Annotated in this window: 14 protein-coding genes; 5 read left to right on the forward strand and 9 right to left on the reverse strand. The window is 44.1% G+C overall.

Features of this window, described 5'->3' with window-relative positions; translation table 11 throughout:
* Positions 1-732: 732 nt before the first annotated feature.
* Positions 733-1,844 (forward strand): IS3 family transposase gene (locus KKH3_RS06660; RefSeq protein ID WP_181939650.1). Its coding sequence is split into 2 segments (ribosomal slippage): positions 733-994 and positions 994-1,844, totalling 1,113 coding nucleotides; the frame shifts between segments, so codons are not numbered across the junction.
* Positions 1,845-1,851: 7 nt separating this feature from the next.
* Here the strand turns inward: KKH3_RS06660 and KKH3_RS06665 are convergent.
* A complete protein-coding gene (locus KKH3_RS06665; protein WP_052201306.1) occupies positions 1,852-2,259 on the reverse strand; it encodes a hypothetical protein in 408 nt (135 codons plus the stop codon).
* 517 nt (positions 2,260-2,776) lie between these two features.
* Between KKH3_RS06665 and KKH3_RS06670 the strand changes: the two genes are divergently transcribed.
* A complete protein-coding gene (locus KKH3_RS06670) occupies positions 2,777-3,400 on the forward strand; it encodes a TetR/AcrR family transcriptional regulator (RefSeq protein ID WP_039362219.1) in 624 nt (207 codons plus the stop codon).
* Positions 3,401-3,885: 485 nt separating this feature from the next.
* Here KKH3_RS06670 and KKH3_RS06675 read toward each other — a convergent pair whose 3' ends face one another.
* The 8 genes from KKH3_RS06675 to KKH3_RS06710 all read right to left on the reverse strand — a co-directional run bounded on the left by KKH3_RS06675 (position 3,886) and on the right by KKH3_RS06710 (position 12,097).
* A complete protein-coding gene (locus KKH3_RS06675) occupies positions 3,886-4,497 on the reverse strand; it encodes a PqiC family protein (protein ID WP_039357242.1) in 612 nt (203 codons plus the stop codon).
* On the reverse strand, positions 4,497-6,143 hold the full coding sequence (locus tag KKH3_RS06680) for a PqiB family protein (RefSeq protein WP_039357245.1): 1,647 nt from the start codon (positions 6,141-6,143) through the stop codon (positions 4,497-4,499). The genes KKH3_RS06675 and KKH3_RS06680 overlap by 1 nt, the downstream gene beginning before the upstream one ends.
* Positions 6,140-6,754 (reverse strand): paraquat-inducible protein A, encoded by a 615-nt coding sequence (locus tag KKH3_RS06685; RefSeq protein WP_039357248.1) that lies wholly within the window; start codon positions 6,752-6,754, stop codon positions 6,140-6,142. The genes KKH3_RS06680 and KKH3_RS06685 overlap by 4 nt, the downstream gene beginning before the upstream one ends.
* Positions 6,747-7,445 carry a paraquat-inducible protein A gene (locus KKH3_RS06690; protein ID WP_327083060.1) on the reverse strand — a complete coding sequence of 233 codons (699 nt, stop codon included), beginning with the start codon at positions 7,443-7,445 and terminating at the stop codon, positions 6,747-6,749. The genes KKH3_RS06685 and KKH3_RS06690 overlap by 8 nt, the downstream gene beginning before the upstream one ends.
* Before the next feature lie 84 nt (positions 7,446-7,529).
* Complete coding sequence (locus KKH3_RS06695) at positions 7,530-8,348, reverse strand: MipA/OmpV family protein (RefSeq protein ID WP_052201307.1); 819 nt, start codon at positions 8,346-8,348, stop codon at positions 7,530-7,532.
* Complete coding sequence (locus KKH3_RS06700) at positions 8,323-8,985, reverse strand: DUF3313 domain-containing protein (RefSeq protein WP_039357251.1); 663 nt, start codon at positions 8,983-8,985, stop codon at positions 8,323-8,325. Before KKH3_RS06700 ends, KKH3_RS06695 begins: the two co-directional genes overlap by 26 nt.
* A gap of 1,353 nt (positions 8,986-10,338) precedes the next feature.
* Complete coding sequence (locus KKH3_RS06705; RefSeq protein ID WP_039357254.1) at positions 10,339-11,094, reverse strand: SDR family oxidoreductase; 756 nt, start codon at positions 11,092-11,094, stop codon at positions 10,339-10,341.
* An 82-nt stretch (positions 11,095-11,176) separates the two neighbouring features.
* Positions 11,177-12,097 (reverse strand): alpha/beta hydrolase, encoded by a 921-nt coding sequence (locus KKH3_RS06710; RefSeq protein WP_039357256.1) that lies wholly within the window; start codon positions 12,095-12,097, stop codon positions 11,177-11,179.
* A gap of 141 nt (positions 12,098-12,238) precedes the next feature.
* Between KKH3_RS06710 and KKH3_RS06715 the strand changes: the two genes are divergently transcribed.
* From KKH3_RS06715 to KKH3_RS06725, 3 genes are all read left to right on the forward strand, one after another.
* On the forward strand, positions 12,239-13,156 hold the full coding sequence (locus tag KKH3_RS06715) for a LysR family transcriptional regulator (protein WP_039357259.1): 918 nt from the start codon (positions 12,239-12,241) through the stop codon (positions 13,154-13,156).
* Positions 13,157-13,638: 482 nt separating this feature from the next.
* Positions 13,639-14,859 (forward strand): oligosaccharide MFS transporter, encoded by a 1,221-nt coding sequence (locus KKH3_RS06720; protein WP_039357262.1) that lies wholly within the window; start codon positions 13,639-13,641, stop codon positions 14,857-14,859.
* 17 nt (positions 14,860-14,876) lie between these two features.
* A complete protein-coding gene (locus KKH3_RS06725) occupies positions 14,877-16,886 on the forward strand; it encodes a beta-galactosidase (RefSeq protein ID WP_039357265.1) in 2,010 nt (669 codons plus the stop codon).
* Positions 16,887-16,901: the final 15 nt, after the last annotated feature.

Genomic DNA, 16,901 nt, shown 5'->3' on the forward strand with positions numbered 1-16,901 from the left:
AAAGTAATACGCAAAATATTAACCGTCACGATGGATGTCATAACTTGCCTGGGACATGGAGAATCATGTGAGTCGGAGATAGTAGGGCGTTTATCAAGGGATTTTTGAGTCGTTAAGAGACATGTGGGGGTCACTTCGTCATCGAACCAACGTGACCCTTAATCTGATCACCACATTCTTCCGATGCGGAGGGAAAACGGAACGTACACGGGGAACATTTTTCCCGTGTACGTATTGAATAAACGACTAAAAACAAAAATCCCGCTTAAGTTTCCTTCAGCGGGATTTTTTAAATTTGGCTCCTCTGACTGGGATCGCCTTTGCCAGTAACTGGCTAATAAATAGGCTAAACATGAATTTCCTTTCTGTCAAGACCACCAGAGTGACCACCAATAGTTTTTGGTTACTTAAGGCAGGTTTAAACGCTTCGCTTCATGTGTTGGTCGTTCTACTGAGTTCGCGCAAAGGAAGGGAAATTAGAATGAGCATAAAAAAGTCGGATCGAGGCGAGATTGTGTCCAAAGGCTCTGACAGTCTGTTCTGTGAGTTCAACCGATGGATGCAACATACTAATTGAACTCACAGTACAGAGCAGACATACATTCTGATATTCCTATGATGAAAAAATATAGCTATTGACCTGTTCCTCGTTGTGTAAGTATCCCGCTAAACCGAACCATTCACTTTTAGAGATCTTCCGACATACTGAGCATGTTCCGTGAGGAGATCGTCATGCGTAAAGCCCGATTCACTGAACACCAGATCATTGCCGTTTTGAAGTCTGTCGAAGCTGGACGTACCGTCAAGGATGTCTGCCGCGAAGCCGGCATTTCCGAAGCCAGCTATTACAACTGGAAAGCGAAGTTTGGCGGTATGGAAGCCTCTGATATCAAAAAGATGAAAGATCTGGAGGACGAAAATCGTCGTCTCAAACAGATGTTTGCCGATCTGAGTCTTGAGTGTCGTGCTCTGAAAGATGTCATCGAAAAAAAGCTTTAAAACCAGCGATAAAGCGTGAGCTCGTCAGTTACCTGACCGCGCAGTTTACGATGAGCATACGCCAGGCATGCAGGACGTTATCGCTGAGCAGGACGGTGTATTTTTATCAGCCGGACACCTGTCGTGATGAACTGGTGATCCAGGCTCTGTCGGAGGTGGCTGAACGCTACCCCCGTTACGGCTTCAAGAAGCTGTTTCAGGTGCTGCGCAGGCAAGGCAATGCCTGGAATCATAAACGCGTTCACAGGATTTACTGCCTGCTTAAACTGAATTTTCGTCGTAAGGGAAAGCAACGTCTGCCGGTGCGCAATCCTACTCCGTTGGCGACGCCGGAAGCACTTAACCAGAGCCGGTCGATAGATTTTATGCATGATGCGCTGGTCTGCGGCAGACGCTTTCGGACCTTCAATGTAGTAGATGATTTTAACCGCGAGGCTCTCGCAATAGAAATCGATCTGAATATCCCAGCGCAGCGGATGGTCAGAGTACTGGACAGGATCGTGGCAAACCGTGGTTATCCGCTGAAACTGCGGATGGACAATGGCCCGGAGCTAATCTCGCTGACGTTGGCGCAGTGGGCTGAAGAGCATGGCGTGGTGCTGGAATTTATTAAACCGGGAAAACCCACGCAGAATGCCTTTATCGAACGTTTTAACCGAACGTACCGGACAGAAATACTGGATTTTTACCTGTTCAGAACACTGAATGAAGCGAGGGAAATCACAGAGCGCTGGCTGACGGAATACAACAGCGAACGGCCTCATGAATCCCTGAATAACCTGACGCCGGAAGAATACCGGCTGATGACCGAGGAACCGGAAATCTCAAAAAGTGTGTGGAACTAAAAGCGGTCTACTTACACAAGGATTCGGCTAGTAATATTTTAACAATCGAGTGCTCATGACCAACTAACCAAGTGTCTATGATTTGTTGATTTGGGCAAATATACTTACCCTCTGTACATACTGAATAATATTCAGAGCTGAAATGGAAACTTTCACTGATAAATTCATTTTTGTCTTCTACAGTAGTATTTATAACCTTGAGTTTTAACTTATCCTCTATTTTCTGTACCTTACGTACTATAACTGGAGATTGGAAATAAATTGAGAGAATAATATCTCCGCAAAGCGCATTGCGATATATATCACTATCAGTGATTGGTGAGTTATAAATCTGTTTCGAAATATAAATGGCCTCCGATATTGTTATCCACTTTGGCATGATTTCTGATTTTGAGTTTGTTTGTATTTGAGGCATGGTAACATCTCCATTTTTACATGACAAATAGTCCTAAACCTGGTTTTGTGATGTAATAGGAAGAAGTTATTTATAAATTAAGTGGTCAAGAGTATGGTTTTTTTGTGGGTTTAGAAAATGGTTGTAGTATCTAGGTTATTTAAATTTATATTTTCCTTTCGTATTTTTTAAATTTCTTGGTTTTATTTTTATGTATTTTGCTTCAACCCAGAGATTCTTTAAGGAGGTTTTGAGAGGTGAGGTTTTGTTTTTGTTAAGTGTTTTGTATGGATGTTTTTATGAAATAACTTATAGGGGCTTGCTATATGGAAAATATTTTTTGTAATAATGATTTTTTTGTTTTTATTCAGAGTGCAAATAAAAAACTTATTTAAGTCGTATAATCTTATTTTGACTGAAATTATCCAAGGATGTCTTTAAGCACCGTTCTATAAAAAATTTTATCACGATGAGGTTTTATGCTATGGTTCTGCTAATAACTAAACACATCGGTTTACTTATGCGAGGTAAAGATAAGATGAGAACGCTTACCGAAGAGCGGAGAAAATCCATCATAGATGCAGCATCCAGTATTTTTCAGGAGATGGGGTACGAGCGGGCCTCTATGAACGAAGTAGCAAAGCGAGTCGGGGGCTCGAAGGCTACTTTGTATAACTACTTCAATTCTAAAGAAGAACTATTTGAAACAGTTGTTCGTACTTACAGCACACGCTTTCTAAGCGAGGCAGCAAACGAATTACTTGATGCCAAAAATGCCAGTTTAACGCTGGAGCAAAAGCTCAATCGATTTGGAGAGCGTATGCTTCAGGTGCTTGCTGGTGATGATCAGGCTTTACAGATTTATCGGGTTGTCATTGGTGAAGCCGGGCATTCTGATATTGGCTCACTTTTCATTGAATCAGGTATTAGTGAAAGTATGGGAACACTATCTATGGTTATGGCAGAAGCGATGAGCAAAGGAGAATTGATAGAAGGCGACCCTGTAATGAGAGCTGCTCAATTTACCGCGTTGGTAAAAGCAGAGGCCGATGCAATGATTCTAAGACGTGATCTTCCTCGCTATACAACTGCGCAGATCAATCAGATGGCCCAAAAAGGTGTACATTTATTTCTTTATGGAGCCCTTCCCCGTAATAGCTAAGATAAACATGCATTTTTACCTTACAGGAATCGACATATTTACATTTCGATTCCGTAAGATCTCGCTGAGTTTTAATCATTGCCATTCTGCTACATTCTCAGTTTTCTTAGCTACATCATCTGCAGTTCTTCAGGTTGACAATTACATTAAGGTAAGGTTAAACTAAACCGTACAGTTTAACTAAGGGGTGAATCATGAAGAAATTAGCGATGATTGCAATGTTGTCGTCAGTCGTTCTTTTGTCAGGTTGCGTGTCTCTTTTCTGATAAAGAGATCTTTCAAATACATCGGGAGAAGATATGAAGCTGCTTGCGCTAAGTTCTGTTATCGTGACTGTAATGTTAATAAGTGGTTGCTTATCTATTGGAAGCCATCTTTAAGTAAAAATCAATCCAGTATCAGTCACAAGTTTCTTTTTCATAGACTGATACTGGATAGAAAACATTATTCCTGTCGCCTATTTAGGACGAATTTTATATACAGTTTCAGTAACTTACTTCGCAATATGACGATCCAGCCTCTATCCATTTTTTTGCCGTTTCTGAAATATTGATTGCAAGTCGATTAACCAACTGCTGGGCTACAGGTACCACTTGCAGATAGTTTCCAGGTGCATTCTGGGTTAGCTGGCTCTGGCAAAGGATAAATTGTCTTTTGTCACCTTTTCTTGTTGAAAGGCTCCAGTCTGCCTCAAGACGTACTTGGTCCCCAGGCCAGAGGTCAAAACGCCGTATCTGTATCAGTATCCTCACCACTTGTTTTTCATCAGCCTTCGATAAACCTGACACATCCTGAGTGCCTAAGCGCTGTGCGATCTCAGTTGAGAGGGCTGAATGCATTTCGTCCCCCAGAGTACTCAGCCACCGGTCATTATTGAGCACCTGAATAGTGCTTTCACCCTGGCGCACCACTACTTGTTTCATATCCAGTTGAACCGGCACACCTACGGGCAGAAGTTCTATGGCAAAAGAAACTTTTTTTGCTTGGCTGGCTGAGGGAGCTGGTAGCACTAAAGTGTGGTACCTGATTTGTGGGGAAGAACAGCCACTTATCGCGAACAGCAGCACCAGCACCGAAACATACGACAGCAATTTCATTAGCGTTTACCTTGGTATGAATTAGCGGGGTTCACCGTGCTCTCAGGTACGGGGTCCACGGGTGTACCCTGTAATAAGGATTCCGGATGACGGTCTAACTGATCTGAAAGACCGCGTAATGATTTGAGTGTTCTGCTGGTTTCCTGAAGTGTCTGCATGATATTGATAATGAGGGGTGAGTCTTCAGCTATCAGGTCCTGAACACCTTCAGTAGTTTTTTGTGTCTGGCTCATCAGTCGGTTTGCCTCAGGCAGTGTCTGGCGGTTAACCATCCGAAGAGTTTTACTGAGTTCTGCCAGTGTGGTGTCCAGATTGTTGCCGATTGACTCCAGGGGGAGTTTGTTGATTTTTGTGACGATCCCGGCTACCTGCTCCTGAATTTTATCCAGTCCACCGCTGACGGTAGGCACCAGCAGAGGACGAGCAGTCAGGTCAAAAGGGACCTTAGGGGCGTCGGGTACAAAATCGAAAGTAATAAAAAGCTGACCTGTCAATAAACTGCTAGGAACCGCCTGCGCTCGTAAACCATGAGAGACAAGATCACGCACGAAAAGCGCAGCGATATGTTCAATGTCTTCCGATTCTGCCGGTTGGGGTAATTTTTTCAAAACTTGGCCAATGCGGGACGGATATACGTCAATCCCTACTATAGTGGGAAAACGATAGCCTGTCGGATTGTAATCGAGATCAATCGATGTCACACGTCCAATTACCACACTCGAGAATTGTACCGGAGCACCGACAGAAAGGCCGCGAAGAGAGCGCTCGAATCGCAATCTGAATGGAATGGCAGGACCATCTGGATGAGCCAGTGCGGTAGCCTCATCGGGGGCAAGTGAGTAACGGACGTTTTTATTATGAGGGTGAGGATCGCTGGTTGTGGCTGATGCAAATGCAACACCTCCGGCCAGCATGGCGGCAACCGTCTGCGTTTTCAGGCGGAATCCTTCAGTTCCCACAGAGAGGTCAATACCACTGACATTCCAGAAGCGTGTCTCGGACGTTACCAACCGGTCATAGGGCGCGTCTATGAAGACTTTAAGAATGACACCGACACCATCCTCCCTCAGATGGTAAGAGGCGACCCTGCCAACCTGAATCCGCCTGTAATAAACAGGTGAGCCGATATCAAGCGATCCCAAGTCTGCGGCTTCAATAATGAACTGGCTGCCTTGTACATCACTGATAATTGATGGAGGGATTTCAAGCCCAACGAATTCACGCCTACTTTCGGCTGATTTACCTCTGTCCATGCCAATATATGGCCCTGAAAGAATAGTATCGATGCCACTAACACCGCTTATTCCAACACGAGGCCTGACTACCCAAAAGCGTGTATCTTCCCGGATAAGACTTTCTGCACTCTTTGCTAATTGGACTCTCACAAGCACCGCCGAATTATCTGTGCTGAGAATAATTTCTTTAACTGTACCCACGGTGACGTCTTTATATTTAACTGTAGTTTTACCTGCCTCAAGCCCTGCGGCACTACGAAAAGATATAGAGATCTCCGGTCCTTCAGCCAGTTTAGTCTGCAGCAACATAGAAAGGCCCGACAGCAGGGCAATTACCGGCACAATCCATATAAGAACATTACGCCAGTTTTTTCGGGCAAACACAGGTTCACCACGTAGCGTTTGCTTCATTTATCACCTGCCCAGATTAGTCTAGGGTCAAAACTCAAGGCGGATAACATCGTCAGAAATACGACCAGTCCAAAAAAAAGAATCCCGGCGCGAGGCTCTGCTTCTCCCAGTGAATGGAACTGAATCAGCCCGCTGACTACAGCCACGACAATGACGTCCAGCATTGACCAGCAGCCAATCCATTCCGTAATGTGATAAAGCCGTGTTCTTTCACTTTGCGCCCACTGACTGCGGATCGCTGAACTTATCAGGAGTACAGCCATGGATAGAAATTTCATACAAGGAATTACCACACTTGCAATAAAAATAATTACGGCAATGCCGTATGAACCCGCATGCCAGAAATCCACGACTCCCTCCATAATCGTGCTTTCTTTTCCGCGGCCAAACAGACTGGTAAACATTACCGGCAAAACGTTGGCCGGGACGTAAACAATCACAGCGGCAATCAGCAGGGCCCAGGAGCGTCCGAGACTTTTTCTGTCAGGGAGACGTTGCCGAGTGTGGCAGCGGGGGCAACTTTGCATAGAGTCAGTTGCTGGCTGAAATACCAGGTGACAAAAATGGCAGCCAGTAACGCCAGCCTTACGAGCAGACAGAAGCCTACACATGTTCGCTCTCTGCAAAAGGAACAATCGGGCAAAGAGTCCACAAGGACTGCAGGTCATGACTGGTCACTATAATGATGAGCACTACGGAAACTGCCAGTGCCCAACCACCGATGCCGGGAGCCACTTCCAGCAGTGAAGATAGCTTAATCGCAGCAACCAGAAAGCCCAGCACACCTACTTCCACCATACTCCAGGGGCGTAGCCATACCAGCGTTTTCATCATGGCAATAAAACCCGGTGCCCGCTGTTTGAAATGAGCAAACACGAGTAGCCAGAGCATAAGTAAGATTTGCAAAAGAGGGGCGATAATAAGCAGAAAGGTTGTCAACATTGCCATAAGTGGAAAGCTCTCCCCCTTTGCTAGCGCCCACACCGCCTGCCATAGGGTGATTTCATTTCTGACGCCATGGAAATTAACCATGATGACCGGATAGATGGACGCAAGTGAAAAAGTGATGAGTGCTGCCACGGTAAGAGGCAACACCAGATATATCCCCGCGCCACCGTTCTGCCAGAGTACTGAATGGCAGCGTTCACAACACGCTGTGCGGCCCAGTTGGTCTGAGCGATAACGGTACAGTGTGTTGCAAATCGGGCACACGATAAGATGATGGTATATTTTCATGGATTTCATCAGCAGCGTTAAATTATATGGCGGCGCTGATGTGTTCAGTCCGCCGCCTTTTTTCATTGTAACTTTCGTTACGTTATCCCTGGTGTTGACTACCTTTAAACGTTGACCTTTCCTGTGTTTTAATACGCTTATCGTCCATCATCAGAAGGTATAGCTAATGCCGGTGGATACTATGCCCACACCGTTTTTATCTATCATTGGACTTTTCTTCACTTCATCAGCAGTTATGTCATAACGGGCTGAGAAAAATGCTTTCCAGTCGTTGCTCATATGATAGTTAGCTGAAAGTACAATATAAGGCGTGAAGCTATCGTCAGGCGTATAAGACGGTAACCCACTGCGGCGTGATTCATCTATGCTTATGCCAGCGTAGTAATTATTTTGGTCCTTATTGTCCCAGCGAACGCCTATTTCAGGTGTCAACTCCCAGTCCGTTAAGGCGAAAGGATACATATAGGAAGTGTTTGCAAACACTCCGTCGCTATTATTCAGCGCATCATGGGCTACAGAAGCGGTAAAATGGCCGAAATAAGTTCGCAAAGAATATTCAAGTCCGGTTGTAACTGTTGACCGTCGTTTGTCTAATCGTTGTATCTTCGAATCATTACTATCCTGCGGTCGGAATTGTCGGGGATCGTAGGCGGCGAAGACATCAAACTGATTTACTCTGTCTTTCAAGAGGTGAATACCTCCCTGCCCGCCATGGAAGAATAGAAAGTCACCTTCATAATCTACAAAGGGAAACGGAAACACCCGAGGGGGCGTTTCCTTGTAAGGGCTTTCTGCCACGCCAGCCATTAACCCAAGTGCTAGGTCATCTGAAACTGCCGGAGGAGACACAATAAGCGTGAGCCCTAAGGCCAGCCTCTGTTTGTTAGCAAATCCTGATGTCATGTTTTTGTCTCCCCCGAAGATACCTTTGAGCGTATGGCTGCTATTGAAGTATTTCCGCCAGCTCATCTGCACCCTTATCAATGCCTACTTCTGCTGCACTGAGGGAGCCGATAGTGGCGGAGATATTCATGGCGTTCGGGTACTGTTTTGCTACATAGGCATGCAACAGCTTGTTTGTTGAGGTGTCATAAATTTCGACCGCATAGTTTACATAACCACTCAGCATGCCCTGTCCTCCTCGGATGGACTGAACGATATTGTACGGCCCCCCGGCAAGATCAAATTTAGTAAAAGTTCCCACGAACTGAGTCGTTGTATCTGCCCCTGTTAGTGTCAGCTTCAGGCGTAAAGTTGATGGTGAAGGAGATCCTCCTTCACGAAAACGCGGGCGTAACTTCTCTGCAAATTTCTCCTGCATGTAACTGGCCAGTTTCTGACGATCTGATTGCTCCATATCACCAAACTGATTGTCTGGACCCTGATAAATAATTACCGGGTCAATAATGAGGCTGTTATATTTTTTCCAGTCGATCTGAGGTCCATAACGGAAGGGGATACGATCAGACTCGGCTCCAGTGTTGGGGGTCAATTGTGAGGATGAGTCGAGGCCAGAATAACGGACGGGATCATCACTCGCGCAACCAGCGAGCAAAGCTACCGCAGCCAAAAGTGTCAGGCGTATTGCCCGTGAGAATGTAATCATCTGAAGTTCCTTTAGTTAAATGCGTCTATAAATCAGTCTGTTATCTGGGCCGTCAGTAGCAAGGAAAGCTAGACTCATTTCAAAATCTCATTGAAGAAATGATTTAACCTATGACTAAACTGTACAGGCTAGTTTTGATCCACTACGATTGCTATGTCAAGGAAATGTTTCGTGATCTAAATTTTTGTTTAGGGTTGTAATTTATGGGGGGAAAGGAATTCTTGGTCGTGAAATGTGCACGGCTTCTCGATGATGCGGCTAGATTTTCTATCCATCAGGATGTGATGCATTGTATTTACGGTTGCTTGCCAGTCTTATGAACTGCCCGCAGAAATTAATCAGCTATTATCTTTCGAGATCATTAAGCGCATCATGATGGAAATTATCTGAATTTATGGTTATAAGCATCTCTGAAGAGCAGTAACCTTTAAGTGCTCGCCTAGAACGAAGTTGATGCGTTTTGCAGATACCATTGCAGTTGTTTTTGAGAGAAGATGAAAAGTTGATTGTATTTTTCGGGGTAAATTAAGGGATATCGCCCAGTACCGGCAGAAGTGCGGATTGCGGTTGGCTTAGGAAAGACTCACAGATGCTATTGATAAGCCGATACAAAAAAGGGATATACTTACCTTTTATCAATATATTTTTATGTAACTGTGAATGATTTCATTGGGAAACATCTGATTATACAGGAAAATAAAAGTTTAGTTTCTATCAGACTAGATAATCTGCAGGCTTTTTTTTCATGCACAACAGCATGAAAGTAAGAAATTATATTTAACATATAATTAACCATCCATCAATCAAATTGGTTTAGTAACTATTGTTATTTAATGATGGAGAGGTTTTGGGGATTGAAAATATTATCAGCGACAGTGGTAGTGGAACCTTTCGACTGATATGCATCTGTTAAAAAGAAAAATCAATGACAGGCGCACTGCATGAGTTTGTTTTTTTACCCCTGATTTCTTTCTGTAAGTATTAGCTGAAGCTTAAAGTATAAATCTTTACATAATCATATCTCTCGAGTGAGCTTTGCTTTATTTTAATTTGAGCTTACGTCATAGGCTCAAAGCACGCAAACGTAATAGTTAAGAATGATTTGATCCTGTTTGGAAGGGTAATAATAAAACAGATGTGGCATTATTTTTAGAACAAAGCGGGCAAGTACACTGTAGAAGCTTGCACTTTTCATTAAGTAGTTATATTTTACCAATGAATAGATGTGCCTCTGAATGCATATCTATTTACTGGGTGGTTTCAACGTTGCAAGTGCGAAAATGTTGCACCAGTGAAATTTTATTATTCCAATTTCAGCTACTGTATTTTTACATAGCCACCCATTATTTAATGCTAATGCATATTTCTCGTAATTCTGGCGAGATCTTGCTTTGCATTTTCAGGCTCGTCTGCAAGTGGCATGTTCAGGGAGTCCATCGCACCATCAATCCCGTTATCAGCAACCAGTTTCTTAAATAGTGCGCCCCATTCATCGGGAGCGTTGCCTTGACCAGCCACTAGCTCGAATGTTTTACTCAAGGCAGTGTTATTTAACAAGCTTTGTACCAGTACATCTGCAATTTGTCTACGTCCAACCCCGCCATCTAATTTGTCCCCCTGGCCCAAAATGAGACAATCATCCCCTGGTTTGATGAGATCAAAATAACCCGGACGAACAATTGTATATTCCAGACCGCTCGCACGGAGAAGACGCTCAGAACGTCGTTTCCAATCTTTTAATTCCATCAAAGTTCCAGAACGTTGGGTCACATAAATTGATGTCATAAGCACGATTCGAGGCCGATGACATTCCAAGGCATGCAAAACGTTTGCGACCCCTGCATAATCCAACTCCATCGCCCCTGCATTACTGGATGAACCATGTGTGAAGATTATTGCATCTATATTTGCTCCGATATTTTTAAGCGAATGAATATTTTGAAGATCACAAATAAAAAGCTCTGTATTCCCTAACATTTCCTTTCCCCGAAGGGCATCCCGTACCATAGCCACAGGAATAAGATTGTTTCGAACTAAGATATTGACGACTTCCCTGCCAACGCTGCCAGTTGCACCGGTTACTAAAACACGTTTGATATTGTTATTCATCATAGCTCCTTTCGTATGAACCCGACATTCGTCACTTTTGCTCTTAATGGAATGCCGGGCACTGTTGATCTGTACTAATCCCTCAGAGATGTTCTTTGAAGAACGGCACAATTTTCTTCAGGGCAAGCTCAGTCGGTTCGGGTTTATCATAAAGGTCATAATGTGACCAGCCTGCAATCTCCACGATTTCTTTTTTCCTAGATGCTGCTTTTCCAAAAATTTCATAACCGTCGCGGTAAGCACCAAAAGCACCAACCTTGTTACCGACAACAACCATAAGAGGCTGTGTAAGAAGTACTTCAGCTAAATGGAATGCGTCCCAGCCAACTGCTGCAGACTGGTGTGAAAATAACCAGCTATTAACTCCATTGGGTTTTTGTCCTCGCGGTGTACGGTAGTATTCTGTGGCCTCAAAGACATCGATTTCGGTTAAACCAAGGCGTGTGGCCTCTTCCGGGCTTGAAGGTAATACATCGTCAACTCGAGCAGTGCTACCAAGTATCTCTGCAGTGCGTTGATTGCTTATCGCCTCCAGTAAAGGCAGTGGGTCATTGCTGCTGAATGCTTCCCGCATCAGTCGGCCAATATTAACCCCGGTCACTGAAACAACTGCCTTGATCCGCCGTTCAGTCATTGCCGCATTAATTGCATACCCACCACCACCACATATTCCAAGTACGCCAATCCGTTCCTGCTCAACGTAAGGAAGAGTTATTAGATGGTCGACAACAGCTTTAAAATCCTCAACACGTAGTGCCGGGTTTTCAAGATGGCGTGGCTCACCAGTACTATCACCTTGGAATGAAGCATCAAAAGCGATGACAACATAACCTGCGAGAGCAAGACCAGTGCCGTAAATGTTACCTGAAGTTTGTTCCTTACAGCTTCCAATCGGATGTGCACTGATAATGGCTGGGTATTTTTTAGTTTCGTCAAAGTCAGGAGGGTAATAAAGGTTTGCCGAAATGGTGCTGTAGAAATTCTTGATATTGATGGAATCCATAAAGTTCACCTTCTTGAATAATTACCTGTTTGATAGAAATGTTGCTCAAAACAACAATTAAGTGTAGGTAGGTAGTAACGCTGGAACAAGACAACAATATCAACTATAGTGTCAATTTGAATTTGACAATAGGATGAGGTTATGGAGCCATATCTACTCCCCCAACTCGCACTTTTTGCAGAGATAGCACGTCATAAAAGCTTTACCCGAGCTGCCGCAGAGTTAAAAGTATCAAGGGCAGCTATATCTCATAGTTTAAAGACACTTGAGCAGCGTCTTAACGTGCGTTTACTCAACCGTACTACCCGAGATATGTCATTGACTGATGAGGGGTTACATCTACTCCGTGCCCTTGAGCCTGCACTTGGCTCCATTGAGCGCGCGATTCGTGAGATAGGCAATTCCCGTAATCATCCCTCAGGTCTTTTACGTGTGAATACTTCGAGGTCGGCCGCCAAAATGCTCATAGAGCCGCATTTGGCAGAGTTTCTTGTGAGATATCCCGATTTACAGTTGGAGCTGGTAATGGACGATGGTCTGGCGAATATTATTGCAGATGGTTGTGATGCGGGTATACGACTGGGCGAAAGTCTGGCTGAGCATGTTGTTGCAGTGCCTGTTACCCAAATGCTGGAGATGGTGGTGGCGGGTTCCCCCTCCTACTTCGCCAAAAATGCTATTCCAAAGACGCTGGCAGATCTTGCGGAGCACAATTGTATTTCTTACCGCAGGCTGACAAGTGGCGCAGTATACGATTGGGAATTTAGTGCTGAAGGCGATGCGCACCATCAAATCACGGTAGAACCCAAAGGCACTTTTATTACTAATGATGACGAAGGAATGATTAATGCAGCCCTCCAAGGAGTCGGGCTTATACAACATATCAACCTTTGCCTGCATCGTCATCTTGAAGAGGGATCGTTAGTACGAGTGCTTGACGAATGGTGTCCACCATTCCCAGGCTTTTATCTCTATGTTCCTACAAGGGAAAATATGCCAGCAAGGGTGCGTGCATTCATGGATTTTTTAATTGAGAAACGGGATGCATTTCAAGGTTAATGAGTCGTGGAGAGTTCGTTAAAATAATATTTATCAGGATTTAATAATATTGTATGTCTTACTATATTTATATCATTTGATGAAATAAAAAAGCTGTCATTGTAATTATTTCAGGTATGAACCATACCTGAAACTCGCACGTCAAAATAAATACTTTTTTGTGATTTTATGTTAAAGCGAAGAGGCTATATAATCAGACAGGATTTGCTGTTTTGTGAGATTATAAAATATAATCTTTCTAACTTTTATTGTAAGGTCAATATATTCTTTATGTTTTATTTGTCATTTATACTTAATTTTAATCTTGGTAATTAGGTGCCAATTTAAGCTGTTTGTCGGATTGTGTGAAGTAGCTCACGTCCGTTCTGCTATAGCAGATTCTTACTGATCGATAGCGATATATTTATGATCACTCTTTTTGTGGGGCGCTAACTTAATTGCGTTTCTACAAATATATTCCCTTGCGAGGAAAAGAGGGTGTCATGAATAAAAACTATTCTAGAAGTTGCTTATTTTTCTTTTTCTTTTTTATCGGGTGGGGTTGTTGTTACCCTTACCTTTCTCTTTGGTTGACAGAAACAATTGGCATCAACTATAGAGATGTCGGTATGGTTTATTCGTTCACCGCCATTATCTCTGTGTGCGTGCAGCCGCTCTTTGGTTATATATCCGATAAACTTATCTACCGCAAACATCTTATGTGGATGCTGGCCATCATTATTACGCTGTTTGCCCCCTACTGGATCTACGTGTTTGCACCTTTGTTAAAGTTCAGCGTGCTTCTTGGCGCGCTGGCTGGCGGTGTTTATATCGGTCTTGCGTATGGGGCTGGTTGTGGTGTCTGCGAAGCATATATTGACAAAGTAAGCCGGGCTTCTAGTTTTGAGTTTGGTAGAGCACGTATGTTTGGAGGAATTGGGGCTGCGATTGGGACATTTGCTGCTGGAAAACTTTATGGCTTCGACCAGACCATGATTTTCTGGTTGGCTAGCGCAGCTGGTGTCTGTCTGTTGCTCATCGTCTGGAAAACACAGGTAGATACAACAAAAGATGCAGGTAACCATGTCAAAGCCAAAGCAGTTACTATTAACGATGCAGTTGCGTTGCTGAAAAAGAAAAAATTCTGGTTTTTCGCCTTCTATATGATTGGAGTCGGAGCAGTATATGAAACTTACGATCAGCAGTTCGCTATTTACTATAGTCATTTTTTTGAGAGCAAAGCTCGAGGCGCAGAAGTTTTCGGTTACCTCACAACCGGACAGATAATTCTCGATGCTGTAGTAATGTTTTTTGCCCCTTGGTTTGTTAACAAAATCGGGCCCAAAAATGCCCTGCTGTACTGCGGTATGATTATGAGTCTTCGCATCATTGGCTCCGCATGGGCGATAGGTCCAATATCAATCAGTCTGATTAAGCTATTGCATGGCTTCGAAAGCTCAGTGCTGCTAGTCGCAGCATTGAAGTATATCTGCACTAACTTCAATCCAATGCTTTCCGCTACGGTGTATTTAATTGGTTTCCAGTTTTCCAAAAGTTTCAGCTCTATCTTTCTCTCTACCGGAATCGGCTACATGTACCAAAGTATGGGGTTCACTAGTAGCTACATTGTTCTCGGAAGCATAGCTCTTTGCTTTACACTTCTCTCTATTATCACACTTGAAAAGGCGCGGCTTATCAATCATCAGCCCGCACTTTCTAATTAATTCACGAGGTAACCTGAATGTCTTATCTATATTACGGAGTCGCTTATTACGATGAATATATGCCGGAAGACCGCCTTGCAAAGGATATCTCACTGATGATTGAAACTGGCATTAATGTGGTTCGCATTGCAGAATCTACCTGGAGTACCCTAGAACCTAAGGAAGGTGAATTCAACTTTTACCATATCGACCGTGTTCTTGACGCTATGCATGGTGCTGGGATTTCCGTAATCATTGGTACACCCACTTATGCAGTTCCAGCTTGGCTCGCAGCTAAGCATCCGGATATTCTGGTGACCACTATAGAAGGACATCAGAAATATGGCCCGCGACAGATTATGGATATTGTTAACCCCACTTTCCGCCTTTATGCGGAAAGGATTATTCGTGCGCTACTGGAGCACGTACAGCATCATCCGGCAATTATTGGTTGGCAGTTGGATAACGAAACAAAGCATTATGGCAACGTAGGGCACCATATGCAGAAGGGTTTCATATATAGCCTGAAGGAAAAATACGCAAGCCTTGATAGGCTAAATTACGATTTTGGCCTCGACTATTGGAGCAACCGTATTGACAACTGGGATGATTTCCCGTCAGTTGAGAAGACTATTAACGCCAGCCTTGCTTGCGCGTTTTCCCGCTATCAGCGCCAGCAAGTAACGGATTATCTTGCATGGCAGGCCGGGCTCGTTAGGGAGTACGCGAAACCGCATCAGTTCGTTACCCATAACTTCGACTTTGAATGGCGTGGTTATTCTTTCGGCCTGCAACCGAGTGTTGATCATTTTACGGCCTCGCAGGTACTGGATATCGCCGGAGTTGATATTTATCACCCTAGCCAAAAAAATTTGACAGGTCGAGAGATAGCATTTGGAGGCGCCATTTCTCGCGCACTTAAAATGGGGAAAAATTATTTCGTGCTTGAAACACAAGCTCAGGGCTTTGCGCAGTGGACACCTTTCCCTGGCCAGCTACGACTTCAGGCTTTCAGTCACATTGCTTCCGGTGCCGCAATGGTTTCATACTGGCATTGGCACTCCATTCATAATTCCTATGAAACGTACTGGAAAGGTCTGCTGAGCCATGACTTCTCGCGTAATGCAACTTGGCAGGAGGCCACGACGATAGGTGCAGATTTTGCACGATTATCACCAAAACTTATCGGGCTGAGGGCAGTTAATGATGTCGCCATTCTCATTAGCAATGAAGCCATGGATGCACTCAATCAATTCCGGCCGGGGGATGAGCAAGGAAATGTTTATAATGATATTTTTCGTCGCTTCCATGATGCCATGTACGACCACAACATTGGTCTAGATATCATTAACGATGTGAACGAAGGAACAATGCGATATAAGGCGATAATTATACCCGGCCTCTATGCCGCTGATGACGGTCTCCTTACGCGCATTAATCACTATATTGAACAGGGGGGACGAGCCTTAATTGGCTTTAAATCCGGATTTAGCAACGAGCACGTTAAAGTGCGCAGTAGTACGCAGCCAGGCATTCTGTATCAGGCCTGTGGGGTAAGTTATAACCAATTTACCTTACCGAATGATGTTCAAGTTACTGCTTGCATCCCGACACTTAACTGCCGTGAGCACAATAAAGTGGAATTGTGGATGGAATTACTGACCCCGGCACCAGAGACTCGCATGTTACTACGCTATCAACACCCTGAATGGAATTCATATGCGGCGGCAACTGAGGCAGACTATGGAAAAGGCCGTGCGTTATACGTCGGGTTTCTTCCGCATAAAAAGCTGATTAGTCAGTTGTTTAACAAGCTTACTAATGGGTTAAAATTGACATCACACACCTCGAGTAATACCTATCCACTAATTACCAGAACGATGAGCAACAGTGATGGCAACCTTATCCATTTCTTGTTTAACTATAGCGGCGACGCGTGTGACACCACAGCGGAAACAGAGGGCATTGATCTTTTGAGCGGTGAAAAAGTATTCTGTGGCGAACCATTGCGCCTCAATAGTTGGGGTCTTCGTATCATAGAGAGCTAAAGGCAACAACTTATC

This window comes from Pectobacterium actinidiae, assembly GCF_000803315.1.
Classification (GTDB): Bacteria; Pseudomonadota; Gammaproteobacteria; order Enterobacterales; family Enterobacteriaceae; genus Pectobacterium; species Pectobacterium actinidiae.